This is a genomic window from Phaeobacter sp. HF9A (assembly GCF_011806385.1).
Lineage (GTDB): Bacteria > Pseudomonadota > Alphaproteobacteria > Rhodobacterales > Rhodobacteraceae > Epibacterium.
The window spans coordinates 13,653-36,156 of record NZ_JAATOX010000029.1; the positions used below are offsets into that span (position 1 = coordinate 13,653).

At 63.3% G+C, this 22,504-nt stretch carries 25 protein-coding genes; 13 read left to right on the forward strand and 12 right to left on the reverse strand.

Going from position 1 to position 22,504, the window contains the following annotated elements:
- Positions 1 to 4 precede the first annotated feature (4 nt).
- The 6 genes from rpsP to ffh are packed head-to-tail and all read right to left on the reverse strand — an operon-like array spanning position 5 to position 3,739.
- Positions 5 to 373 carry a 30S ribosomal protein S16 gene (rpsP, locus tag HCZ87_RS07565; RefSeq protein ID WP_167643153.1) on the reverse strand — a complete coding sequence of 123 codons (369 nt, stop codon included), beginning with the start codon at positions 371 to 373 and terminating at the stop codon, positions 5 to 7.
- 56 nt (positions 374 to 429) lie between these two features.
- Positions 430 to 738, reverse strand: a complete 309-nt coding sequence (locus HCZ87_RS07570) for a chorismate mutase (protein WP_167643154.1) — start codon at positions 736 to 738, stop codon at positions 430 to 432.
- A complete protein-coding gene (locus HCZ87_RS07575) occupies positions 731 to 1,336 on the reverse strand; it encodes a GNAT family N-acetyltransferase (protein ID WP_167643155.1) in 606 nt (201 codons plus the stop codon). The genes HCZ87_RS07570 and HCZ87_RS07575 overlap by 8 nt, the downstream gene beginning before the upstream one ends.
- Complete coding sequence (locus HCZ87_RS07580) at positions 1,333 to 1,863, reverse strand: GNAT family N-acetyltransferase (RefSeq protein WP_167643156.1); 531 nt, start codon at positions 1,861 to 1,863, stop codon at positions 1,333 to 1,335. Before HCZ87_RS07580 ends, HCZ87_RS07575 begins: the two co-directional genes overlap by 4 nt.
- Positions 1,863 to 2,198: an NIPSNAP family protein gene (locus HCZ87_RS07585; protein WP_167643157.1), complete on the reverse strand. Its 336-nt coding sequence runs from the start codon at positions 2,196 to 2,198 to the stop codon at positions 1,863 to 1,865. Before HCZ87_RS07585 ends, HCZ87_RS07580 begins: the two co-directional genes overlap by 1 nt.
- Complete coding sequence (gene ffh, locus HCZ87_RS07590; RefSeq protein ID WP_167643158.1) at positions 2,195 to 3,739, reverse strand: signal recognition particle protein; 1,545 nt, start codon at positions 3,737 to 3,739, stop codon at positions 2,195 to 2,197. The genes HCZ87_RS07585 and ffh overlap by 4 nt, the downstream gene beginning before the upstream one ends.
- Positions 3,740 to 4,161: 422 nt before the next feature.
- On the opposite strand from ffh, the gene HCZ87_RS07595 reads away from it, so the two are divergent.
- From HCZ87_RS07595 to HCZ87_RS07610, 4 genes are all read left to right on the forward strand, one after another.
- A complete protein-coding gene (locus HCZ87_RS07595; protein WP_167643159.1) occupies positions 4,162 to 4,884 on the forward strand; it encodes a hypothetical protein in 723 nt (240 codons plus the stop codon).
- A 91-nt stretch (positions 4,885 to 4,975) separates the two neighbouring features.
- On the forward strand, positions 4,976 to 5,503 hold the full coding sequence (locus HCZ87_RS07600) for a prolyl-tRNA synthetase associated domain-containing protein (protein WP_167643160.1): 528 nt from the start codon (positions 4,976 to 4,978) through the stop codon (positions 5,501 to 5,503).
- A gap of 125 nt (positions 5,504 to 5,628) precedes the next feature.
- Positions 5,629 to 6,507 carry a LysR family transcriptional regulator gene (locus HCZ87_RS07605; RefSeq protein WP_167643161.1) on the forward strand — a complete coding sequence of 293 codons (879 nt, stop codon included), beginning with the start codon at positions 5,629 to 5,631 and terminating at the stop codon, positions 6,505 to 6,507.
- Positions 6,508 to 6,539: 32 nt separating this feature from the next.
- The gene (locus HCZ87_RS07610) at positions 6,540 to 7,439 is read left to right on the forward strand and encodes a DMT family transporter (RefSeq protein ID WP_175582180.1); all 900 of its coding nucleotides are present in this window, start codon (positions 6,540 to 6,542) and stop codon (positions 7,437 to 7,439) included.
- A 12-nt stretch (positions 7,440 to 7,451) separates the two neighbouring features.
- Here HCZ87_RS07610 and HCZ87_RS07615 read toward each other — a convergent pair whose 3' ends face one another.
- Positions 7,452 to 7,781 carry a helix-turn-helix transcriptional regulator gene (locus HCZ87_RS07615; RefSeq protein ID WP_167643162.1) on the reverse strand — a complete coding sequence of 110 codons (330 nt, stop codon included), beginning with the start codon at positions 7,779 to 7,781 and terminating at the stop codon, positions 7,452 to 7,454.
- Between the two features lie 85 nt (positions 7,782 to 7,866).
- On the opposite strand from HCZ87_RS07615, the gene HCZ87_RS07620 reads away from it, so the two are divergent.
- The 6 genes from HCZ87_RS07620 (at position 7,867) to HCZ87_RS07645 (ending at position 11,644) form a co-directional block, all read left to right on the forward strand.
- The gene (locus tag HCZ87_RS07620; protein ID WP_167643163.1) at positions 7,867 to 8,754 is read left to right on the forward strand and encodes a DMT family transporter; all 888 of its coding nucleotides are present in this window, start codon (positions 7,867 to 7,869) and stop codon (positions 8,752 to 8,754) included.
- Positions 8,755 to 8,960: 206 nt separating this feature from the next.
- Positions 8,961 to 9,302 carry an AtpZ/AtpI family protein gene (locus HCZ87_RS07625; protein WP_167643164.1) on the forward strand — a complete coding sequence of 114 codons (342 nt, stop codon included), beginning with the start codon at positions 8,961 to 8,963 and terminating at the stop codon, positions 9,300 to 9,302.
- A gap of 38 nt (positions 9,303 to 9,340) precedes the next feature.
- Complete coding sequence (locus tag HCZ87_RS07630) at positions 9,341 to 10,144, forward strand: F0F1 ATP synthase subunit A (RefSeq protein ID WP_167643165.1); 804 nt, start codon at positions 9,341 to 9,343, stop codon at positions 10,142 to 10,144.
- Between the two features lie 57 nt (positions 10,145 to 10,201).
- Positions 10,202 to 10,426 carry a F0F1 ATP synthase subunit C gene (locus tag HCZ87_RS07635; protein ID WP_005636439.1) on the forward strand — a complete coding sequence of 75 codons (225 nt, stop codon included), beginning with the start codon at positions 10,202 to 10,204 and terminating at the stop codon, positions 10,424 to 10,426.
- Positions 10,427 to 10,512: 86 nt separating this feature from the next.
- Entirely contained in the window at positions 10,513 to 11,082 is a 570-nt protein-coding gene (locus HCZ87_RS07640) for a F0F1 ATP synthase subunit B' (protein WP_167643166.1), read from the forward strand.
- A 4-nt stretch (positions 11,083 to 11,086) separates the two neighbouring features.
- A complete protein-coding gene (locus tag HCZ87_RS07645; RefSeq protein ID WP_167643167.1) occupies positions 11,087 to 11,644 on the forward strand; it encodes a F0F1 ATP synthase subunit B in 558 nt (185 codons plus the stop codon).
- Between the two features lie 96 nt (positions 11,645 to 11,740).
- On the opposite strand, the gene HCZ87_RS07650 is transcribed toward HCZ87_RS07645, so the two are convergent.
- Positions 11,741 to 12,508, reverse strand: a complete 768-nt coding sequence (locus HCZ87_RS07650; protein WP_167643168.1) for a FadR/GntR family transcriptional regulator — start codon at positions 12,506 to 12,508, stop codon at positions 11,741 to 11,743.
- 153 nt (positions 12,509 to 12,661) lie between these two features.
- Here HCZ87_RS07650 and HCZ87_RS07655 point away from each other — a divergent pair, with 153 nt between their 5' ends.
- Both HCZ87_RS07655 and HCZ87_RS07660 read left to right on the forward strand, forming a co-directional pair.
- The gene (locus tag HCZ87_RS07655) at positions 12,662 to 13,876 is read left to right on the forward strand and encodes a PLP-dependent aminotransferase family protein (protein WP_167643169.1); all 1,215 of its coding nucleotides are present in this window, start codon (positions 12,662 to 12,664) and stop codon (positions 13,874 to 13,876) included.
- Positions 13,877 to 14,005: 129 nt separating this feature from the next.
- On the forward strand, positions 14,006 to 17,461 hold the full coding sequence (locus HCZ87_RS07660; RefSeq protein WP_167643170.1) for a chromosome segregation SMC family protein: 3,456 nt from the start codon (positions 14,006 to 14,008) through the stop codon (positions 17,459 to 17,461).
- A gap of 54 nt (positions 17,462 to 17,515) precedes the next feature.
- Here the strand turns inward: HCZ87_RS07660 and HCZ87_RS07665 are convergent, their stop codons facing one another.
- The 4 genes from HCZ87_RS07665 to HCZ87_RS07680 form a co-directional block, all read right to left on the reverse strand.
- Positions 17,516 to 18,715 carry a lytic murein transglycosylase gene (locus HCZ87_RS07665; RefSeq protein ID WP_167643171.1) on the reverse strand — a complete coding sequence of 400 codons (1,200 nt, stop codon included), beginning with the start codon at positions 18,713 to 18,715 and terminating at the stop codon, positions 17,516 to 17,518.
- 40 nt (positions 18,716 to 18,755) lie between these two features.
- Positions 18,756 to 19,667 carry an adenosylcobinamide-phosphate synthase CbiB gene (gene cbiB, locus HCZ87_RS07670; RefSeq protein WP_167643172.1) on the reverse strand — a complete coding sequence of 304 codons (912 nt, stop codon included), beginning with the start codon at positions 19,665 to 19,667 and terminating at the stop codon, positions 18,756 to 18,758.
- The gene (locus HCZ87_RS07675; protein WP_167643173.1) at positions 19,664 to 20,674 is read right to left on the reverse strand and encodes a threonine-phosphate decarboxylase; all 1,011 of its coding nucleotides are present in this window, start codon (positions 20,672 to 20,674) and stop codon (positions 19,664 to 19,666) included. Before HCZ87_RS07675 ends, cbiB begins: the two co-directional genes overlap by 4 nt.
- 124 nt (positions 20,675 to 20,798) lie before the next feature.
- Entirely contained in the window at positions 20,799 to 21,773 is a 975-nt protein-coding gene (locus HCZ87_RS07680) for a glutathione S-transferase family protein (protein ID WP_167643174.1), read from the reverse strand.
- 231 nt (positions 21,774 to 22,004) lie between these two features.
- Here HCZ87_RS07680 and HCZ87_RS07685 point away from each other — a divergent pair, with 231 nt between their 5' ends.
- Entirely contained in the window at positions 22,005 to 22,370 is a 366-nt protein-coding gene (locus HCZ87_RS07685) for a hypothetical protein (protein ID WP_167643175.1), read from the forward strand.
- The last annotated feature ends 134 nt before the right edge of the window (positions 22,371 to 22,504 follow it).

The following is a 22,504-nucleotide window of genomic DNA, read 5'->3' on the forward strand; positions in this document are numbered from 1 at the left end:
GTGATTATTCCGCGTCTGCTGCGGCTTCGGCTGCGTCAGCGGCCTTGGCTGCTTTTTCTTCAGCGCGATCCTGAGCTTTTTTGCCCGGGACGGCTTTTTTCGGGTTGTTGCGCTCTTTCTTGGCCAGAACGCCTGCTGCTTCGAGCATACGGGCAACGCGGTCGGTCGGCTGGGCGCCTTTGTCGAGCCATGCTTTGACGGCGTCGAGGTCCATTTTCACGCGCTCTTCGCTGTCTTTCGGCAGCAGCGGGTTATAGGTGCCGAGCTTTTCGATGAAACGGCCATCGCGCGGCATGCGGCTGTCAGCAGCCACGATGCGGTAGAAGGGGCGTTTCTTGGAGCCGCCGCGGGCCAAACGGATTTTCATTGCCATGGTTTCATTCTCCTTTGATGGCGTTGAACGGGTGTCCTGAGATCAGGGTTGCCCGCTTATTCCTGGTGTTTCTTGTGGTGACGGATGACCTCATCAATGATGAAGTTCAAGAACGCCTTGGCGAATTCCGGGTCGAGGTCGGCCTCTTTCGCCAGCTCTTCGAGACGTGCGATCTGCGCGGCTTCGCGCGTGGGATCGGACGGGGGAAGGTCGTGTGTTGCCTTGAGCAGCCCCACCGCCTGGGTGTGCTTGAAGCGCTCTCCCAGGGTGTAGACCAGAATGGCGTCAAGGCGGTCGATGCTCTCGCGGTGACCCTTGAGGATTTCGGCCGCGCGGGCAACAGGATCGGTCGTGCTGTCAGTCAATGGCCCATCCTTTCGGTTTGAACATTGGGTCGGCGTAATGGCCGATTTCCATCTCGATGCCATGCGCCAGCTGGCTGTCGCGCAGCTGTTTCGGGGCGGGGTGGCGATAGACCGCGTCATTGCCGTCGATGGTCTGCGCCTCGTGGTCCTTCTTGGCGCCGAGGCGCTCTGCCAGACGGATCGAATCGAGGTTCTTGGGGTCGATGTAGCTGACCGCGCCGTCCCAGCCGGCCTTGGTGTAGAAGTAATTGCGCGCCGCATGGGTGGCTTCCAGCGCATAGCCCTTGCCGGCCTTTTCGGGCCAGATGATCCAGGCGATCTCGCGCTCTGGCCAGCCTGCGGGCTGCCAGCCGCCGGCCATGCCGTAGGTCTCATCCGTCAGCTTGTCGTGGATCATCCACATGCCAAAGCCGCGGATCTGCCAATGGCCGATCTCGGCAGCATAGAGCATCCAGGTCTCATAGGTATTGAGAGGCCCGCCCATGAAGCGCGCGCGGTATGAGGAAAACGTGGCCTTGAAGTTCGGGTAATCCACGGCCTCGGGGCCGCGCAACACCAGACGACGGGTTTCGATCACCGGAATGGAGGGGGTGCTCATGCGTAGGCCTCCAGTCCCGGGCCAGAGCTGTCGGGCAGGTGGCGATAGACCAGATCCATGGCGTCATAGGTCGGCGCATCCGGGTCCAGCGCCGCGCCCATACGCTTGGCCAGCGCGATGGATCGCCGGTTCTTCTGGTCGATGTAGCTGACCAGCGTCGGCACTTCCAGAATCTCGAAGGCATAGTCGCGCATCGCAGAGGCGGCCTCAAAGGCAAAGCCGAGGCTTTCGAACCCGTCAAAGACGATCCAGCCCAGCTCCAGTTCCGGGAAATGCGGCGGCTGGCTGATGCAGACCTGGCCCGCAAACTCGCCGTCCTTGGTCTCGATCGCCAGACCACCCCAGCCGAAGACCTCCCAGGAGCCGATCTCCGCCATCAGGCCGGTCCACATCTGCGAGAAACTGTCCGGCTTTGCCACATAGCGGGACCGGTCGCTCTGGAAAAAGTTCCAGAACGGGTCCAGATCGCTGGCCTCATGCGGGCGCAGGATCAGGCGATCGGTTTCTATGGTGGGGGCGGAACTCATCAGAAGGTCTCAAGCGCCTCGATCGGGGCCGCGTCCAGAACCGGGCGGGTGAAGCTGCGATCATAGCGGCGGATACAGCCGGTGCGCTGGGCAAAGGCAAAGGCGGTCTGGCACTCGACATCATCGGCGGAGGCGATGCGATAGGCTTCATAGGCGGCCAGCGAGGGATAGGAGAACATCGCATAGGCCACATCATTGGCGCCCTCGCTGGGCAGCCAGTAGCCGTGGTGCGTGCCGCCCATGCGGTTCACCAGACCGATCCAGACACGTGCATAGGCCTCAAAGGCCGCAACCTGATCGGGGTCGATTTCGTATCGCAGGGTGCAGGTGATCATTTCTTCTTCCCGAAACCGGAGAGGCCACCGGGCAGGCCCATGCCGCCACCGAGACCGCCAAGACCGCCGAGGCCCCCAAGACCGCCTTTGCCGCCCATGGCCTTTGCCGCCGCTTCCAGCGCCTTGGGGTCCATTTGGCTGGGATCCATGCCGCCGGGCAGGCCACCGGCCATATCGGGCATGCCGCCGCCCTTGCCGAACATGCCTTTCATGGCCTGTTTCAGCATGCCGCCTTTGCCCATCTTGCCCATTTTCTTCATCATGTCCGCCATCTGGCGGTGCATTTTCAAAAGCTTGTTGAGGTCGGAGACCTGCATGCCGGAGCCCGCCGCGATGCGTTTCTTGCGGCTGGCCTGCAACAGCGCCGGGTTGGCGCGTTCTTTCTTGGTCATCGACTGGATCATGGCGATCTGGCGCAGGATGGCCTTGTCGTCGAAACCGGAGTCTTCGACCTGCTTGGCCATTTTGCCCATGCCCGGCATCATCTGCATCATGCCCTGCATGCCGCCCATCTGCTGCATCTGTTCCAGCTGCATGCGCAGGTCGTTCATGTTGAACTGACCTTTCATCATGCGCTTCATCATGCGCTCGGCCTGTTCGGCCTCGATGGTTTCCTGTGCCTTCTCGACCAGCGCGACGATGTCGCCCATGCCGAGGATGCGGCCCGCGATCCGATCCGGCTCGAAGGTCTCGATGGCATCCATCTTCTCGCCGAGGCCGACAAAGCGGATCGGCTTGCCGGTTACCGCGCGCATCGAGAGCGCCGCACCGCCGCGCCCGTCGCCGTCCATTCGGGTGAGCACCACGCCGGAGATGCCGATCTTGGCGTCGAATTCCTCGGCGACCTCAACCGCGACCTGACCGGTCAGACCATCGACCACAAGGAGCGTTTCGCGCGGGGTGACCACGTCGCGGACGTCCTCGACCTCTTTCATCAGGACTTCGTCGATCTGCAAACGACCGGCGGTGTCCAGCATATAGACGTCATAACCACCCAGCGCGGCCTGTTGCTTGGCGCGTTTGGCGATATCGACCGGGGTTTGTCCGGGCACGATCGGCAAGGTATCCACGCCGACCTGGGCGCCGAGCACCGCGAGCTGTTCCATCGCCGCCGGGCGATAGACGTCGAGCGAGGCAAGGAGGACCTTCTTGCCCTCTTTGTCCTTCAGCCGCTTGGCGAGTTTCCCGGTGGTGGTGGTTTTACCCGAGCCTTGCAGGCCGACCATCAGGATCGGCGCGGGCGGGTTGTCGATCTTCAGCGCGCCGGGATCCCCCTCGCCGCGCAGGGTCTCGACGAGCGCGTCATGCACGATCTTGACGACCTGCTGACCGGGGGTCACCGATTTGGTGACCGCCTGGCCGGTGGCCTCTTCCTGCACCCGTTTGACAAAATCACGCGCCACCGGCAGCGAGACATCGGCTTCGAGCAGGGCAACGCGGACCTCGCGCAGGGCGGTCTTGACGTCATCCTCAGAGAGGGCGCCCTGTTTGGTCAGCCGGTCAAAGACACCGGATAGGCGTTCGGATAGATTTTCAAACATGCCTTCGGCCTCCTTTGCCGGTTTATGATGCGTGCCCCTGATGTAAGGAGCGGTGAAACGGAACACAATCGCCCAAGGGTGCGATGGCAGAATGGGGGCTCTCCAAGCAGAGAGGCCCCCACGGGCGCAACGCGCTGGTGGAGGGCGATCCCCGACACGGGTCAGGGACCGGAAGACACAGTTGCTCCCGGGATTTGAAGAGGGCCTATCGCTACAGCGGGCAAGAGTCAAGCCAGACTGCGCAAAACCGATATATCGGGCCTGCCGGCGCATCGGCGGATATCGACCCAAGACCGCTATTTCTGGCGGGTCGCCGCCTTTGGCTGCACTCGCTACACTCTTGCGCGGCGAGATCACATTGACCCGCCGCTGCCAGAGTGTACAAGGCTCTTTCGGCTGCACATAGGGAGAAGAGTATAGTCATGACGAAAGTTCTTATTCTTGGAAGTGCACCCTATGCGACCGAAGCTGCCGACTGGCCGCGTGACGCGTTTGACCATGTGGTTGCGATCAACAACGCCTGGGGCATTCGCCCTGACTGGAGCCATATGATTCACCCAGAGGACTTCCCGCTGGATCGTCGTCCGGTCTTGCTGGAATCAGGGCAGCGGCTGGTGACGGCCGTGGACTATGTGCCGGCGCAGAACAGCTTTGGCGGCTTTGTCTATGCCGGGGGCACGATGGCCTTTACCGCGGGGTATTGGGCCCTGGCGGCGCTCAACCCGACCCATCTGTGTTACTTTGGCTGCGATATGGTCTACCCCAAGACCGGCGCGACGCATTTCTACGGGGAGGGCACGGCAGATCCGCTGCGCGCCGATGTGACCCTGGCCAATCTGCCGGCCAAGGCCCGGCGTCTGGAGTATTTCGCCGCAGAGCAGGGCTGCGCCGTGGTCAACCTCAGCCCCTATGAGAGCGTCCTGCCCTATCAGCGCGCAAGCCTGGAGACGCTGACCCAGACGGCCCCGACCTATTTTGATCGGCAGCGGGCGCTGGATTTGCGCAACCGCGAACAGGCGCTGGGGTATTTCGTGCCCTCCGGGCGCTATTGGGAGCAGGCAGAGCGCTTCCGGCCCGAGAAGATTGCCGAACTGGATGCTGGCTGGCTCAACACTGCGCTGCCCCGGGTTGCGGCGGTCGCCTGAGGGCAGGACCGCGCCACAAAATCGCGTTGCCGAGGGGGCGGGTCTTCTGCCACAACACCCGCGACAGGATCAAAGATCACGCGAGGGCCAGATGGACGCTTCATCCGCATTTCAGGACAGCCTGCCGCTGTCGTCAGACGCGCTGCTGGCGCAGCTCGATGACTGGGGCATTTCCTATGTGCTGCACCAGCATGTGCCGCTGCGCACGGTCGAAGAGGCCAAGGCGGTCGAGGCGGATCTGCTGGTGCCCGGCGAACAGGCCCTGCGGCTGAAAAACCTCTATCTGCGGGACCGCAAGAAGCGCAACTATCTGGTGTCGCTCAATCAGGACCGCGAGATCGACCTGAAAGCGCTGGGCGCCGAGCTCGGCGCGAGTGGTCTTTCCTTTGGCTCGGCGGACCGGCTGCTGGAGTTCCTCGGCATCCGCCCCGGCGCCGTCAGCCCGCTGGCGATGATCACCGGCGCGCCGAAAGATGTGCGCTTTGTCATGGATGCAGAGGCGAGAGAGGCCGATGTCATCTATATGCATCCGCTGGTCAACGACCGCACCCTGGCTATTCCGCGTGCGGACCTGATGCGCTTTTTTGACAAGATCGGCATCACGCCGGAGTGGATCTAGGCTCCGCAGGCTTGTGCCCTGTCGCGCGATGATCATTTGCACCTGCGAACGCAATTTGTGATACTGGCGGGGAACTGTGCGGATGTGCGCAGGTCTTTGAACACTATATTGCGTGGCAGGGCAGCATGGACAACTGGGATGAGGTGCGGACCGCCTATCAGGTGGCGCGACTGGGAACGGTGAGCGGCGCGGCCGAGGTTCTGGGCGTGCACCACGCCACGGTGATCCGACATATTGATGCGATCGAGTCCTGGCTGGGGGTGAAGCTCTTCCAGCGTCATGCCCGCGGCTATACCCCGACAGAGGCGGGGCTGGATCTGTTGCGCGTGGCGCAGGCCACCGACGATCAGTTCAGCCAGCTTGTGGGCCGCCTGAAGGGGCAGGGCGACGAGGTCTCGGGCGAATTGGTGGTCACCTCGCTCTCCTCCATGGCGCCGATGCTGGCGCCGGAGCTGGCGGAGTTCCGTCGCCGCCACCCGGATCTGGTCATTCGCTATCTGACCGGGGACCGTTTGTTCCGTCTGGAATATGGCGAAGCCCATGTGGCGCTGCGCGCTGGTGCCGTCCCGGAACAGCCCGACAATGTGGTGCAGCCCTTCCTGAATGCGCGGCTCGGGCTTTATGGCTCGCGCGGCTATGTCGAGGAGCATGGCATGCTCAAGGGGCAGGACGACATGGTCAACCACCGGTTTGTCGCCAGCGACAATGCCGACAGCCGCGCGCCCTTCGAGCGCTGGTTGCGCGATGCGGTCCCGGAGGAGAACATCGTCTTTCGCTGCTCGGATGCCGAATCCGCCCGCCATGCGATCCGCGCGGGGGCTGGGCTGGGGTTTGTCTCCCTTTGGGAGGCGGCGAGCGACACGGATCTGGTCCAGGTGATGGCCCCGATGGAGGAATGGTCCAGCAATCTCTGGCTGGTGACCCATGTCGATCTGCACCGCACCAACAAGGTCCAGAGCTTCGTGCGCTTCCTGAAAGAGCGCGCCAAGGACTGGCCGCAATAATGACAACAGGTGAAAAGACGCAGCGAAAGCCGATGGCGGCCACACCGTCGTTGCGCGACAGCCACAAGGGGCATCTGGCGATGCTGGCGTTCTCGGCACTGGTGGCGGGGTCCTTCTCGCTGGGGTCGCTGGTCGCCAATGAGATCGCCCCGGCCGCGCTCAATGCGCTGCGGTTTGTGCTGGCGGGCATGCTGATCGGCGCGGCCTGCGCCCTTGGGCCGGGGGTGAAGCGCCGCGATTTCACCGCGCCCTGGCGCTATCTGCTCCTGGGCAGCATCTTTGCGGTCTATTTTGTGCTGATGTTCTATGGGCTCAAGACCGCGGACCCGGTGCAGGCTGCGGCGGTCTTTACCCTGACCCCGGCCATGAGCGGCGTCTTTGGCTGGCTGTTGTTGCGCCAGGTCACCACCGCCCGGATGGCGCTGGCGCTGGTGATCGGCGGGCTTGGCGCGCTTTGGGTGATCTTTCGCGCCGATATGGAGGCGGTTCTGCGCTTTGAGATCGGCCCGGGCGAGGTGATCTATTTCTGGGGTTGCGTGGCGCATGCGCTCTATACGCCGCTGGTGCGACGGCTGAACCGGGGCGAGCCGGCAGTGGTCTTTACCTTCGGGATGCTGATCGCCGGGGCGCTGGTGCTGATCGTCTTTGGCTGGCGGGATCTGCGCGCCACCGATTGGATGGCGCTCAAACCCATCGTCTGGATCGGGGTGCTCTATCTTTCGGTCTGCGCTTCGGCGATGACCTTTGTGCTGCTGCAATTCGCCACCCTGCGGCTGCCCTCGGCCAAGGTGATGGCCTATACCTATCTGGTGCCGATCTGGGTGATCCTCTGGGAAATCGCGCTGGGGCAGGGCTGGCCGCCGGGCATGATCCTCTGGGGAATTGGCCTGACCATCGTGGCGCTGTGGCTGCTTCTGAAGGACGAGCACTGACGTGCCCTGCGATTAACCGTCGTCGTGCAGCTCACTTTCCAGGAACCGTTCAAAGGCATCCAGGTTCACCGGTTCGAACTGGCCAAACCCCTGCATCCAGACCGAGGCCGCCCGCATGGCGTCGGGCTGGAGCTTGCACCATTTCACCCGTCCTCGCTTTTCCTGCTGGATCAGCCCGGCGCGGGTGAGGATGGTCAGATGCTTGGAGATCGCGGCCAGTGACATCTCGAAGGGCTCCGCCACATCGGTCACAGCCATATCGTCCTCCAGCAGCATCGACAGGATCGCGCGCCGGGTCGGGTCGGCCAGAGCCGCAAAGACGGTATCAAGAGCGTCAGTCATGACAGACTTCCTAAAGCGCAGAATCCGGGTCGACAATGGCGAACAAGCTGTCACAAAACCACGGAGCATTTAAGGAGGGGCGGTCATGGCGCTGCGCTATTGGATTATCATTGTGACATTGGGCGCGGCCTGGGGGATGTCCTTTACCTTTAACGCGGTGCTTCTGCGGCAGCTGGATCCGCTCTGGATCACCACCGGGCGGGTGGGCTTTGGCGCGCTGGGCTGTTGGATCTATCTTCTGGCGCGGGGCTACAGCTGGCGCATCCCGCCTGCGCGGGCCCTGGCGCTGATGGGCTTTGGCCTGCTGAGCTATGCCATTCCGTTTTCCTGCTACGCGATCGCCCAGCAGCATATCGCCAGCGGCGTCGCGGGGATCGTGAACGCCAGCACCCCGGCGCTGGCGGTTGTGGTGACCCATTTCTGGCCGGGTGGCGAGCGCGCAAGCTGGCGCAAGAGCCTCGGCGTTGCCTGTGGTCTGTCCGGTATCGTGATCCTGTCCCTACCGATCCTGCAAAATGGCCAAAGCTCCGCCGCCTGGGCGGTCCTGATCATGCTGGGCGCGCCCCTGTGCTATGCGATCTCGGTCAATGTGGCACGCCGCTTTCGCGATCTGGAGTCCGTCGTGCTGGTGGCCTGGGCGCTGAGTGGCGCGAGCCTCGGGGTTTTGCCGCTCTCTCTGCTGAGCGCAGGTTTGCCGGGCGCGCTGACCCCGCAGGGCTGGGGCGCGCTGTTGGTGATCGGCTTCGGGCTGACCTCGGCGGCCTTTATCATCTTTTACTGGGTGTTGCCCCGGGTGGGGCCGACCAATGTCACCCTGCCGACGCTGATCGCGCCCGCCTCGGCGCTGTCGCTGGGGGTGCTGGTACTGGGAGAGCCGCTGGCCGCCAGCCACCTGGCGGGTTTCGGGGCGATCCTCTTTGGCCTCTTGCTGATTGACGGGCGGCTGTTTCGCCGCCGCCTGCGCATGGCATGATCAAGATCAACCAAATGGTTGAATATGGGATTCCGCCCGTTTTCCCGGCCAGCCATCAGGCACGGATATTCATCAGCGGCTGAACTTCGTGTTAATGCATTGATATTAAAAGGATAGTTACCAAGCGCTGCGCGCGCATTGCGTAATTGACTCTGAGCGGGGGACCGCTTAGCAACCTCCTCAGATTTCGCGTAAGGATACGTCCCTTGATCGACGATGACCAAAAGCAGCGCATGGCGCAGCTTGAGGAGAAACTGGCTGCCGCTAAGAAGGCACATGAAGAGCCAGCGCCGCGCGTGGATGAACATTATTCCATGGCCAATCAGGCCTGGCGGATGGTGACAGAATTGGTGGCCGGTCTCGTGATCGGTCTCGGCATCGGATACGGGCTGGATGTTCTTTTTGGAACGATCCCCATTTTCATGGTGCTGTTCTTAATGTTGGGTCTGGCGGCCGGGGTCAAAGTGATGCTCCGCAGCGCACGCGAGATCCAGGAAAAACAAATGGCCGAGGCGGAGAAACACGCCGACGCTGATAAAGACGCATGAATGTCGGGCGACGGCTCGGCGACAGGAGAAGCGGAACGATGGGCAAACTGTTCTTTTACGTAGCTTTGGCACTGGTGCTCGTGTCTGGTGTGCTTTTCGCGCCGGAACATGCCGGTCTGGCCATTCATCCGATGGATCAGTTCGGTGTGGAGTCGCTCTTTGGTGGCGATCACATCGCTTGGTACACGCCGACCAACGTGACGCTCTGGATGCTGCTCGCCGTGGTGGCGATCATCGCGGTTCTGGTTCTTGGTTCTTCCAACCGTGGCATCGTGCCGTCGCGCGCACAATCGGTGGCGGAGCTCGCTTATGGCTTCATCTACAAGATGGTCGAAGACGTAACCGGCAAAGACGCGGTGAAGTTCTTCCCCTATATCATGACGCTTTTCATGTTCATCGTGACCGCCAACTTCCTCGGCCTGATCCCGATGTCCTTCACCACCACCTCGCATTTTGCCGTGACTGCGGTTCTGGCGGTTCTGGTCTTCGTGACCGTGACCATCACCGGTTTTGTGCTGCATGGTGCGAAATTCCTCGGCCTGTTCTGGGTTAGCTCCGCTCCGCTGGCGCTGCGTCCGATCCTGGCCATCATCGAGCTGATTTCCTACTTCGTACGCCCCGTGAGCCACTGCATTCGTCTTGCAGGTAACGTCATGGCGGGCCACGCGGTTCTGAAGGTGTTCGCAGGTTTTGCCGGTGCTCTGGGCGCCGGGGCTTTCCTGCCGATCTTTGCCATCACCGCGGTCTACGCACTCGAAGTTCTCGTGGCCTTCATTCAGGCTTACGTGTTCACCATTCTGACCTGTGTCTACCTCAAGGACGCGCTGCATCCCTCCCACTAAGGGCTGGCTGCTGGTCTAGAACAACTACCTCAACTTCCAATCGTAAGGAGATATCAAATGGAAGGCGATCTCGCATACATCGGCGCTGGCCTGGCTGGCATGGGTACTGGTATTGCTGCTCTGGGTGTTGGCAACGTTGCTGCTAACTTCCTGGCAGGCGCTCTGCGCAACCCCTCCGCGGCTGCTTCCCAGACCGCAACCCTCTTCATCGGCATCGCATTTGCAGAAGCTCTGGGCATCTTCTCGTTCCTGGTCGCTCTGCTGCTGATGTTCGCCGTCTAAGACTCCGGAACTCTTTTTCCTTACGGCCGGGCGGAGTGCTCACCGCGCCCCGCCCGGTGTAACGGCAAGTTCCATAGGAGGACGACATGGCATCTACTACGCATGACGCAGGTCATGGAGCTGCCGATGCGGCACACGGCGCAGTTGATGCTGCCGCCCACGGTTCTTCCGGCATGCCGCAGCTGGACTTCTCGACCTACGGAAACCAGATCTTCTGGTTGCTGGTCACGCTTGTCGTGATCTACCTGATCCTGTCGCGCGTTGCGCTGCCCCGTATTGCAGCCATTCTGAACGAGCGTCAGGGCACCATCACAAACGACCTCGCTGCGGCCGAAGATCTGAAAGCCAAGGCAGTCGAGGCCGAAAACGCTTATAACAAGGCTCTGGCCGACGCCCGCGCGGAAGCGCAGCGCATCGCCGCCGAGACCCGCGCCGAAATTCAGGCAGAGGTCGACGAGGCAATCGCAAAGGCGGATGAGGAAATCTCTGCGAAAGCAGCAGACTCCGAGAAAGCCATTGCCGAAATCCGCGCTGGCGCGCTGGAAAGCGTCAAAATCGTTGCCTCCGATACCGCATCCGCATTGGTCGCGGCGCTGGGTGGCAAAGATGACGCGGACGCTGTTGCGTCGGCAGTCGCCAAACGGACGGAGGGCTAAGACCATGCGTGCAACTCTTGCGATTGCTCTGACCCTCGCCACCGCTTCTCCTGCCTTCGCTGCTGGCGGTGGCTGGAACCTCGGGAATACCGACTTTGTTGTCGTTCTTGCGTTCCTGCTGTTCATTGGCATCCTGCTCGCTGCCAAAGTGCCGTCCTTGATCGGCAAACAGCTGGACAACCGTGCGGACAGCATCAAGTCGGAACTGGAAGAAGCCCGCGCGCTGCGCGAAGAGGCCCAGACCCTTCTGGCCTCCTACGAGCGCAAGCAGCAGGACGTCCAGGCACAGGCCGAGCGCATCGTCGCCAATGCCCGTGACGAGGCCGCAGCCGCGGCGGAACAGGCCAAGGCGGATCTCGCCGCTTCCATCGCGCGCCGTCTGGCCGCCGCGGAAGATCAGATCGCCTCGGCGGAAGCCTCTGCTGTGAAAGAAGTACGTGACCGCGCCATCACGATTGCTGTGGAGGTTGCCGATCAGGTGATCGCCAAGCAGTTGACCGCGGCCGACGCAAACAAGCTGATCGACGCGGCCATCGAGGACGTGAACACCAAGCTGCACTAAGCGATTTGGTTTCTGACAGTATGCAAAAGCCCCGGTGGAAACGCCGGGGCTTTTGGCTGTGAGGGGGCGGCGCGTCCATGGGCGGCAGTTGCCGCCTTAGCGGTTGCGTTCGTGTTCCAGGCGCTGCGCGGCGATCTCGGCATTGCGGATGGCCCGGATCTGTTCTTCCAGCGCCTGTTTGACATAGTCCAGATGCGCCTCGACCGACTGGCGCGCGGCCTGCGGGTCGCGCTGCTGCAAGGCGGCGTTGATCGCCCGGTGCTGGCCCAGCAGCGCATCATAGCTGGTGTGCTGGCCAAACATGATGCGGCGGTTGTAGAACACCCCCCTGCGCAAGAGATCAAACATCGAGCGCATCATATGCAGCAGCACGACGTTGTGGCTGGCCTCCAGAATCGCCGAATGAAACTGCGCATCCAGTTCCGCCGCCTCATCCGAAATGCTGGGGTCGCCAGCCTGCTCCATCTTGTCAAAAATCGCCTGGATGACCTCCAGATCTGCGTTAGAGCCGAATTTCGCCGCCCGCTCCGCCGCCAGCCCCTCCATGTCGCGGCGAAAGGACAGGTAGTCAAACACCGCCTCGTCGTCGCTGGCAAAAAGCTGGATCAAGGCGGGCGAGAAGGCAGAGCCAAGCACATCAGCGACAAACACGCCCGCACCGGCGCGGCTTGCAAGCAGGCCGCGCTCTTGCAGATCGGCCAGGGCATCCCGCAACGAGGGCCGCGAAACGCCGAGCCGCTCAGCGAGTTCACGCTCCGAGGGCAGCCGTTCTCCGGGCCGCAGGATACCCCGCAGGATCAGCTTTTCGATCTGGCGCACAACCGCCGCCGAGAGCTTCTCGGGCTGGACTTTCTGGAAGGGCATGACGGGCCTCGGAGCGATAAATTGGTAAAGTCATATGACCACCTTCCGGGCGCTCTCGCAAGATCACGAAGATTGAAATAATAGGTCAGCACTGTTGACTTAGTTTTTCAATTCCTGTCGATTGCAGTCAAGGCACGAAAGGAAGTGATTCAAATGACGATTTCAGCGCAATTTGCAAAACGTATCAGCGGCATGAAGGCATCAGAAATTCGCGAGCTGCTGAAATTGCTGGATCAGCCGGGGATGCTCTCCTTTGCGGGCGGCATCCCGGATCCGGCGCTGTTTCCGGCGGAGGCCTTTGCCGACGCCTGTCAGGCGGCGCTGACACCAGAGCGCCAGGCGCAGTCGCTGCAATATTCGGTCTCGGAGGGCTATCTGCCGCTGCGGGAGTGGATCGCGACCCATATGGCGCGGCTGGGTGTCACCTGTACGCCCGACAACGTGCTGATCACCTCCGGCTCGCAGCAGGCGCTGGATTATCTTGGCAAGTTGTTCCTGAACCCGGGCGATACCGCGCTGGTGGGCTGGCCGACCTATCTTGGCGCGCTGGCGGCCTTCAACGCCTATGAGCCCCGCTATGATCGCCTGCGGATCGGCGAGAACCAGCCCCCCGAAAGCTACGCCGCCGCGGCAGAGGCGGCAGGTGGACGGGTTAAATTCGCCTATCTCAGCCCCGATTTTGCCAATCCCACCGGCGTCACCCTGACCCGCGCGGAGCGGATGCAGGTGCTGGAGATGGCCGAGGCGCTGGATATCGCGGTGCTTGAGGATGCCGCCTATCAACCGCTGCGCTATGAGGGCGAGGATATCCCGCCGATGCTGGCGCTGGAGCAGGCGCAGAAGGGCGGTGATCTGGACGCCTGCCGGACGCTCTATTGCGGCACCTTCTCGAAATCGCTGTCACCCGGTTTGCGGGTCGGCTGGGTTGTCGCGGCCAAGCCGGTGATCCAGCAATTGGTGCTGATGAAACAGGCCTCGGATCTGCATTCCGCGACCCTCAACCAGATCGCCACGCATCAGGTGGCCGCGCAGATGTTTGACGCGCATATCGCAAACCTGCGCGCCGTCTATGGCCGCCGCCGGGACGCCATGCTGGCCGCGCTGGAGGCGCATATGCCGGACGGCGTCAGCTGGACCCGCCCCGAGGGCGGCATGTTCGTCTGGTTGACCCTGCCTGAGGGCATGAATGGCGCCGCCCTCTTGCAACAGGCGCTGGAGCAGGAAAAACTGGCCTTTGTGCCGGGGCAAGCCTTCTTCGCCGATGGCTCCGGCGCCAATTCCCTGCGCCTGAGCTTTTCCACCAGCGGCGAGGCGGTGATCGCCGAAGGGATGGCGCGTCTGGCGCGGGTGATAAAATCCGCGTGCTGAGCGCGGGTTATCCACAAGATATGGTGGCATGGCTGAAGCTCGCCTCAGGATTAAGCGGGTTGCGCCGTTGACTTGGGGTGCCTAAGGCTGCTGTCCTATCCGGCAACGGAATCACCAGAAGGGGCGGTCTTGCGCTTTTCCAAACTTCGGCTCAACGGCTTCAAGAGCTTTGTTGACCCCACCGATCTGATCATCGCCGATGGTCTGACCGGGGTTGTGGGGCCGAACGGCTGTGGCAAGTCGAACCTTCTGGAGGCGCTGCGCTGGGTGATGGGCGAAACCCGCGCCAAGGCGATGCGCGGCGGCGGCATGGAGGATGTGATCTTTGCCGGCACCGTTTCGCGCTCGGCGCGCAATTTCGCCGAGGTCAGCCTGCAAATCGACAACTCCGAGCGGCTGGCGCCCTCTGGCTTCAACGACTCCGACCAGCTCGATATCGTGCGCCGGATCACGCGCGACGTGGGCTCTGCCTATAAGGCCAACGGCAAGGATATGCGCGCCAAGGATGTGCAGATGCTGTTTGCCGATGCCTCGACCGGCGCGCATTCGCCGGCGCTGGTGCGGCAGGGGCAGATCTCCGAGTTGATCAACGCCAAACCCAAGGCGCGCCGCCGTATCCTGGAAGAGGCCGCCGGGATCTCCGGCCTCTATCAACGACGCCACGAGGCGGAGCTGAAGCTCAAAAACACCGAACAGAACCTCTTGCGTGTTGATGATGTGATCGAGCAGCTGGCCACGCAACTGGGCCAACTCGGGCGGCAGGCAAAACAGGCGCAACGCTATCGCGAAATCGGCGAAAAGCTGCGGCTGGCCGAGGGCATGCTGCTCTACCGGCGCTGGCGCGAGGCCGACGAGGCCCGACTGGCCGCCGAGGAGGAGCTGCGCACCCGTGTCACCCAGGCCGCAAAGGCCGAGGCGCTGGCCCGCGTCGCCGCCGAGAAACGCGCCGAGGCCGAGGACGGCCTGCCACCGCTGCGCGAGGAAGAGGCCATCGCTGCGGCGGTTCTCCAGCGGCTGGTGGTGCAGCGCGATGCGCTCTCGGATCAGGAGGCGCAGGCGCGGCAGAATATCGAGAAGCTGAACAGCCGCATCCAGCAGCTCGGCAAGGACATCGACCGCGAAGCGGGCCTGAACAAGGACGCGGGCGAAACCATCGAACGGCTGGAATGGGAAAAGCGCGAACTCGCCAAGGCCAGCGAAGGTCAGGAGGATCGCATGGCCGAGGCCGCCGAGGTGGCGCAGGAGTCTGCCGCAATCCTGGACGCCGGCGAGGAACATCTGTCGCAGGTGACCGAAGACGTCGCCCGGCTCTCGGCACGTCACCAATCGGCGCAACGCCTGGTCGAGGATTGCCGCCGGGCGCTGGAGCGCGCCGAGGGCGAAGGCGCCAAATCCCGCACCGCGATGGCAGCCGCGCAAGAGGCGCTGGCGACGTCCGAAGCAAGTTATGAGGCGGCGGTCGAGGCCGAGGAAGAGGCGCGCGAGGCCGCCGAAATGGCCGAGGAAACCCTGGCCGAAGCCGACGAGCTGCGCACCGAAACCCAGGCGCACGAGACCGAAGCCCGCGCCAAACGCTCGGAGGCGGAGGGCGAATTGGGCGCCCTGCGCGCCGAGGTCACAGCGCTGGCGAAACTGGTCGAACGCGACACCGCCGAGGGGGGCCAGATCATGGACGATCTGCGGGTCACCCCGGGCTATGAAAAGGCGCTAGGCGCGGCTCTGGCTGATGATCTGCGCGCCCCGCTGGCCGATGCGGACGGCCCCACGGGGTGGCTCACCCTGGCGTCCTATGACAGTTCCGTCGCGCTGCCCGATGGGGTGGAGCCGCTGGCGAAATATGTCGATGGTCCCGATGCGCTCTGGCGGCGGATCACCCAGATCGGAGTGGTCGATGCGGATGAGGCCGCCCGCCTGCACGCTGCCTTGCAGCCCGGTCAGCGACTGGTGACGCTGGAGGGCGATCTCTGGCGCTGGGACGGCTACCGCTCCTGGGCCGAGGATGCCCCCTCGGCGGCGGCGATGCGGCTGGAGCAGATGAACCGGCTGGAGGCGCTGAAACAGGACCTCGCCCATGCCACCGCCCGCGCCGAGGGGGCGCAGGCCGCGCATGAGACGCTGATGCGCAAGCTGGAAGAGGTCACCCGCGCCGATCAGGAGGCCCGCCAGGCCCGTCGTGCCGCTGACCAGCGCGTCGCCGATGCCGCCCGCTCCCTGAGCCGCGCCGAGGCCGAGAGAAACCTCGCCGAGGGCAAGCTGGAAAACTTCGGCATTGCGGTGGCCCGCCACGACGAGGACGCGCTGACAGCCTCGCTGCAACTCAAGGAAGCCGAAACCGCGCAGGCCGCGCTGGGGGATCTGGGCGAGGCCCGCGCCAAGGTCGAAGAGATCAAACACGGGGTCGAGGCGGCACGGATCACCATGCTGACCCACCGCTCGGCGCTGGACGAGCTGCGCCGCGAGGGCGAGGCCCGCATCAAACGCGCCCAGACCGTGACCAAGGAAATCTCCGGCTGGCGGCACCGTCTGGACTCCGCCGGCAAGCGCATCGCCGAGCTGGAAGAACGCCGCGAGGCCAGCCAGGAGGAGCTGGAAGACGCCATGGCGGTGCCGGGCGAGATCGCCGAGACCCGCGAGGACCTCAACGAACAAATTACCGATGCAGAGAGCCGCAAATCCGACGCCACCGAGGCGCTGGTCGCTGCCGAAGCTCTGCTGCGCGAGGCGGTGCACAACGAGCGCGAATGCGAACGCCTGGCCTCTGAGGCGCGCGAGGGTCGCGCCCGCTCCGAAGCCCGCACCGAGGCCGCCCGCGAGACCGTCGCGGCGACTGCCGAGCGCATCGACGAGATCATGCAGCTGGAGCCGGGCGCGCTGCTGAAACAGCTCGACATCGCCCCCGAAGACATGCCCAACGCCGAAGAGCTGGAAATCGAGGTCGCCCGCCACAAACGCCAGCGCGACGCGCTCGGCGCGGTGAATCTTCGCGCAGAGGAAGACGCCCGCGAGGTGCAGGAAGAACATGACACATTGGTGGCGGAGAAGCTCGACCTGGAAGAGGCGGTCAAGACCCTGCGCGCGGGCATTGCCAGCCTCAACCGCGAGGGGCGCGAGCGACTGCTGACCGCCTTTGAGCAGGTGAACAGCTCCTTTGCGATGCTGTTTACCCATCTTTTTGGCGGCGGCGAGGCGAACCTTCTGATGGTCGAAAGCGACGATCCGCTGGATGCGGGGCTTGAGATCATGTGCCAGCCGCCGGGCAAGAAGCTCTCGACCCTCTCGCTGCTCTCGGGCGGCGAGCAAACCCTGACCGCGATGGCGCTGATCTTTGCGGTGTTCCTGTCAAACCCGGCGCCGATCTGCGTGCTCGACGAGGTGGACGCGCCGCTGGACGACGCCAATGTCACCCGCTTTTGCGACCTGCTCGACGAGATGTGCCGCCAGACCGACACCCGCTTCCTGATCATCACCCACCACGCGGTGACCATGGCGCGGATGGATCGTCTGTTTGGGGTCACCATGCAGGAAAAAGGTGTCAGCCAGCTGGTCTCGGTGGACCTGAAAAAGGCAGAGGCGCTGGTGGCCTGACGGGGCGCACGAAATGCTTCGGCGCCCCTGTTTTCGGCCTCTGCCCCCGCGCGCTCAGAGCGCGTTCAGCAAGGCCGGGGTGGGCCAGGCGTCGGCGGGCAGGCCAAGGCGGATCTGTTCCTTTTGCACCGCGATGCGGGTATTGGCGCCCAGGATACCGTCCACCTCTCCGACATGATGGCCGCGCGCTTGCAGACGGCGTTGCAGCTCTTTCATCTGTGCGCCCGACAGTCCCTGATCCGGGTTGCCCGCGTCATAGACCGGCGCACCTTCCAACCGGGTGGCGAAATAGGCGGCGGTCAGAACATAGGTAAAGCTCTGATTCCACTCGAAATACACGTCGAAGTTGGGATAGGCGAGAAAGGCCGGCCCATTATGCCCCTGCGGCAGCAGCAGCGAGGCCTGCGCCGCTGGCAGGTCGAAATCACCGCTGCGGGGGGTGACACCCATGGCCTCCCACTCGGCGACGGATTTCTTATGCGCCACGCCGGAGCTGGACACATCCATGCCCGCCGGAATGCTCACCTCTTGCAGCCAGGGTTCATTGGGACGCCAGCCCAGATGTGACAGCATCTTGGCCCCCGACATCAGCGCATCGGCGGCAGAGGTCTTCAGCGTCACATGGCCATCGCCATCGGCGTCAACGCCGTGTTCCAGAATATCGCCGGGCAGCATCTGCACCATGCCGATCTCGCCCGCCCAGGCACCGGTGGTGCGCTTGGGGTCAAAATCGTCACTGCGGTAGAGCTCCAGCGCGGAGAAGATCTGCGGCCGGAACAGCTCCGGGCGGCGGCAGTCATGGGCCAGTGTTACCAGCGCGTTGCGGGTGTTGAAATCGCCCTGAAAAGCGCCGTAATCCGTCTCAAACGCCCAAAACGCCAAAAGCACCCCGGGATTTATGCCATAGGTGTTCTGGATCCGGTCGAAGACTTTGCTCATGTCCTTGGCCTGGCGCTGCCCGCGCAGCAGGCGATCCCGCGAGATAAGGCGTCGCGAAAATTCAATGAACGGCTTTTGGAACACGCCCTGCGCGCGATCTGCCCGCAGCACCTTTTGATCCTGCGCGACGCCGTCAAAAAAACCGTTGACCGTGTTGATCGCATAACCGGCAGAGACCGCCTCATCCTTGAGGCCGCGCACGAAATCCTTGAAACTGCCGCCGCATTGGGCGCTGGCAAGGCTGGGCAGCGCTGCAATGAGGGTCACGAAGGCGGTGCGGTGCAGGACCGCTTTGAGGCTGGGCAGCACACGCATGGTCAAATGTCCTTTGGTTGCGGAATTGCGCAGACGATATCTAGAACAGCAGGGTCAATGCAACCATAAGCGCAAGCGTAAGTGCCCAGGACTTCCATAAAACCTGTGTGCAGCGGGTGATTGCAAAGGCATCCGCGCTCTTGGCGCCGCTCTCGTTCACCCAGGGAAAGTCGCGCATCTCGCCGTCATAGGACCGCGGCCCCGCCAGCGCCACGCCGAGCGCCCGCGCCATGGCCGCCTCGGGCCAGCCCGCATTGGGCGAGCGATGCTTGCGCGCATCCACGCTGATCGCGCCCCAGTCGCGGATATTGCCGGTAACGGCCGCCATCAGCAGCGCCGACGCGCGCGCCGGTATCAGGTTCAACGCATCGTCGAGCCGCGCAGCGGCCCAGCCGAACTCCGCGTAGGTCTCGTTGCGGTAGCCGATCATACTGTCGGCGGTGTTGATCAGCTTGTAGATCAGCAGCCCCGGCAGCCCCGCGATCAGGAACCAGAAGGCGGGCGCGATGACCCCGTCAGAAAAATTTTCCGCCCCGCTTTCAATGGCAGACCGCGCAACCTGCGGGCCGGTCATCGTGTCAGTGTCGCGGCTGACAATCATCGCTACGGCAGCGCGCCCGGCAGGCAGGCTCTGGCGCAGGCCGGTGGCAACGGCGCCAACATGGTCGATCAGCGAGCGTTGGGCGATCAGGATCGCGGCGATCAGCAGGCTGACCAACCCGCCAAGCCAGGACAGGATCCAGCCCAGCGTCAGCCCGACGAGCAGCACCACCACGACCGCCAGCACGCCCTTTGCGCGTTTTCCAGCGCCCGCGTTCAGCCCTTCATCCAGTTTCTGCACCAACCGTCCCATCATGACCGCCGGATGCGGCACACGGGACCAGAGCCATTTCGGCTCGCCAAGGATGGCATCCAGCACCAGCGCGGGGATCAGCAGCAGGGCGGTGCTCATGACAGGGCCTCCTCCAATTGGCTCCAACGATCGGCGGGCGGCAGGCCGAGCCGCAGGAAACGGCTGGAATAGGGGAAGATGCGGCTCCAGACGTGGGCGCGGGCGAGGCGGTCCTGCCAGGCCTTGGCATCCGCAACATCATAAAGCCGGAACAGATCGGTGCCCCCGAGAACCTGCGCGCCCGCGTTTTGCATCAGCAGATCAAGCCGTGCGCTGGCGGCGGCGAGCTGCTGCCGTGTGGTCGTTGCCCAGTCGTGATTATTCAATGCATGCGTGCCGATCCGCAGCGCCGGACCGGAGACCGCCCAGGGGCCCATCGCCGCGCGCAAGCCTGCAATCAGCGCCGGGTCTCCAATGGCAAAGCCCAGCCGCAGCCCGGCCAGGCCCCAGAATTTGCCAAAGCTTTTCAGGATCACGGTGCCGGGCGTCGCGGCCTCCTGGATCAGGCTTTTCTCTGGGCAGATGTCGCAAAAACTCTCGTCGATGATGCGAAACGGGGCTGTTAGCTCCTGGGCGCGCCAGAGGCGGCCATCGGGGTTGTTGGGATGCACGACCACCTGCGCCTCGGATGGGCCAGTGTCGCTGATGTCCCAGCCGAAATGCTCGAAGGCGGCGGCGTGTTCATTATAGGTCGGCAGGGTGATCCGCACCCGCCCCGCAGGGCGCAGCGCGGGCAGCCGCGCAATCAGCGCCGAGGCGCCGGGAGCGGCGAGAATATCGGCCTCGGCTGGGACGTTCCAGAAACTGCGCGCCGCTTCGATCAGGGCGTCCTGTGCGCATTGGTCTGGCAGCGCGGCCCAGTCGTCCGGGCTCAGCGGCGGGCTCTCCTCGTGCCTTGGGTTGCTTCCGTGGGAGACGTCGATCCAATCGGCGCGGCCGCCGCACCAAACATCAATCGCGGCAGAGAGGGTGCCGCCGTGATCGCGGACAGCGGGTTTTGGTGCAGGCTCTGATGCTGCGCCTGATAGCGGGCCTGACACCTGGGCGTTTTGCGGGCTCTCTGTCATGGCGGAACGGCTTTTTCCCATGCGTTTTCGCCCCGATATGCCCGGGGCGACCAAAGAAAACAAGCGCAGAAAACCCGCCGATGTCGGGCCTGCTGCGTCTCTCGTCTCTGTTCGCAGGAGGGGCTCAGCCGCGCCCGTGCGCTGCGTCCCAGTCCAGCACCGGGTTGATCGGCAGGATCCGGTTCGGATTGATGGTGTCGTGGCTGTAATGATAGTGGCGCACGATATGCGGCATCACCACGGTCTGGGCCACGCCCGGCATCTGATAGAGCTCGCGCGTATAGGCCCAGAGGTTGGGGTAATCTATGATCCGCTTGCGATTGCATTTGAAATGCAGGTGATAGACGGAATCAAACCGCACCAGCGTGGTGAACAGCCGCCAGTCGGCCTCGGTCAGGTGATCGCCCAGCAGATAGCGGTGCTGGCCCAGGATATCCTCCAGCCAGTCGAGGCTGTCAAACAGCGGCACCACCGCCGCGTCATAGGCCTCTTGCGAGGTGGCGAAACCGGATTTGTAGACGCCATTGTTCACGGTGTCATAGACGCGTGCATTCACCGCCTCAATGGGTTCGCGCAGGGCTTCGGGCCAGAAATCCAGCGCGTTGCCGGTGATCTCGTCAAAGGCCGAGTTGAACATGCGGATGATGTCGGCGCTCTCATTGCTGACGATGGTGTTTTGCTCCTTGTCCCAGAGCACAGGCACCGTCACGCGGCCCGAATAGGCCGGATCCGCCTTGGTATAGAGCTGATACATGTAGTCAAAGCCAAAGAGGTCATCACCGCTGGCGCCATGTTCGTCCTGCTGAAAGGTCCACCCCTTGTCGAGCATATCCGGATGCACGACAGAGATGCTGATATGATCTTCCAGCCCCTTCAGCTTGCGAAAGATCAGGGTGCGATGGGCCCAGGGGCAGGCGTAGGAAACATAGAGGTGATAGCGCCCGCTTTCGGCCTTGAAACCAGGCTCGCCGTTTGGTCCGGCCGCGCCATCCGCAGAAAGCCAGTTGCGGAACTGTGCGGCAGAGCGTTTGAAAGCTCCGCCCTGCGATTTGGTGTCATACCAGACATCCTGCCATTTTCCGTCAACCAACAATCCCATGGGAATCCTCCTGTGCCCCGCTTTTGGGAAGGGTAAGAGCTTGGCGTCGCAATGGCCATCTTTGCCGCCGCGCAGCCTCCCTGCATACGCGCACAACCCGCCGAAATCGTCGTCGCGTGACAACACTGTCCCGAACACTGCGGGGCGGCGTCGCGCCTGGGTTGCATTTACTTGATTTTAGATAGTTTCATGCCACTGATAGGGAGAGGCCCGCTATCGGAGGACACGGCCATGACCACCTTTATTCCCAAATCCGTTCAGGATGCGCTGGATAAGGCGCGTTTGCAGGGCATGAAGCAAAAGAATCGCCTGCGGGTGCATGCCGGGGAAGAGATCTACCCGGTGCTGCGTCAGTGGGAGCGCGGTTTCTCGGTGGAGGCGGATGTTGTGCCACAGCTGCGCGGGCTGGTGGATCTTTATGATGGTGCGCGTCACCTCTCACAATGCCTGATCGTTGCCTCCGAGGAAGACGCGGGCGAGATGCGCTATGAGTTCAAGCGCTCGACCGCCGCATCTGATCACGCGCCGCTGGATTTCTACCGTGCGCCAGATGCGCCCGTGGGCTTGCTGAGCCACGACTCGTTTGGAGAGGGCTAGCCGTTCTCCCAAGGAACGGCCATCGCCGGCTCTCCGTTCAGATCCCGATCTGCTGCCATATCGGAGCGGTCGCTCTCCCGCCCGGGCGAAACACATCCCTGACCGGGATGTGCTCCTTACGGTTGGGCATGGCG

Coding starts and splice junctions, on each gene's coding strand:
- HCZ87_RS07645 (WP_167643167.1), top strand. CDS start 11,087: ATGCGTGCAACTCTTGCGATTGCTCTGACCCTCGCCACCGCTTCTCCT.
- HCZ87_RS07680 (WP_167643174.1), bottom strand. CDS start 21,773: ATGGGATTGTTGGTTGACGGAAAATGGCAGGATGTCTGGTATGACACC.
- HCZ87_RS07575 (WP_167643155.1), bottom strand. CDS start 1,336: ATGAGCACCCCCTCCATTCCGGTGATCGAAACCCGTCGTCTGGTGTTG.
- HCZ87_RS07595 (WP_167643159.1), top strand. CDS start 4,162: ATGACGAAAGTTCTTATTCTTGGAAGTGCACCCTATGCGACCGAAGCT.
- HCZ87_RS07635 (WP_005636439.1), top strand. CDS start 10,202: ATGGAAGGCGATCTCGCATACATCGGCGCTGGCCTGGCTGGCATGGGT.
- cbiB (WP_167643172.1), bottom strand. CDS start 19,667: ATGAGCACCGCCCTGCTGCTGATCCCCGCGCTGGTGCTGGATGCCATC.
- HCZ87_RS07580 (WP_167643156.1), bottom strand. CDS start 1,863: ATGAGTTCCGCCCCCACCATAGAAACCGATCGCCTGATCCTGCGCCCG.
- HCZ87_RS07665 (WP_167643171.1), bottom strand. CDS start 18,715: ATGCGTGTGCTGCCCAGCCTCAAAGCGGTCCTGCACCGCACCGCCTTC.
- HCZ87_RS07655 (WP_167643169.1), top strand. CDS start 12,662: ATGACGATTTCAGCGCAATTTGCAAAACGTATCAGCGGCATGAAGGCA.
- HCZ87_RS07650 (WP_167643168.1), bottom strand. CDS start 12,508: ATGCCCTTCCAGAAAGTCCAGCCCGAGAAGCTCTCGGCGGCGGTTGTG.
- HCZ87_RS07640 (WP_167643166.1), top strand. CDS start 10,513: ATGGCATCTACTACGCATGACGCAGGTCATGGAGCTGCCGATGCGGCA.
- HCZ87_RS07630 (WP_167643165.1), top strand. CDS start 9,341: ATGGGCAAACTGTTCTTTTACGTAGCTTTGGCACTGGTGCTCGTGTCT.
- rpsP (WP_167643153.1), bottom strand. CDS start 373: ATGGCAATGAAAATCCGTTTGGCCCGCGGCGGCTCCAAGAAACGCCCC.
- HCZ87_RS07605 (WP_167643161.1), top strand. CDS start 5,629: ATGGACAACTGGGATGAGGTGCGGACCGCCTATCAGGTGGCGCGACTG.
- HCZ87_RS07585 (WP_167643157.1), bottom strand. CDS start 2,198: ATGATCACCTGCACCCTGCGATACGAAATCGACCCCGATCAGGTTGCG.
- ffh (WP_167643158.1), bottom strand. CDS start 3,739: ATGTTTGAAAATCTATCCGAACGCCTATCCGGTGTCTTTGACCGGCTG.
- HCZ87_RS07615 (WP_167643162.1), bottom strand. CDS start 7,781: ATGACTGACGCTCTTGATACCGTCTTTGCGGCTCTGGCCGACCCGACC.
- HCZ87_RS07620 (WP_167643163.1), top strand. CDS start 7,867: ATGGCGCTGCGCTATTGGATTATCATTGTGACATTGGGCGCGGCCTGG.
- HCZ87_RS07675 (WP_167643173.1), bottom strand. CDS start 20,674: ATGACAGAGAGCCCGCAAAACGCCCAGGTGTCAGGCCCGCTATCAGGC.
- HCZ87_RS07685 (WP_167643175.1), top strand. CDS start 22,005: ATGACCACCTTTATTCCCAAATCCGTTCAGGATGCGCTGGATAAGGCG.
- HCZ87_RS07600 (WP_167643160.1), top strand. CDS start 4,976: ATGGACGCTTCATCCGCATTTCAGGACAGCCTGCCGCTGTCGTCAGAC.
- HCZ87_RS07610 (WP_175582180.1), top strand. CDS start 6,540: ATGGCGGCCACACCGTCGTTGCGCGACAGCCACAAGGGGCATCTGGCG.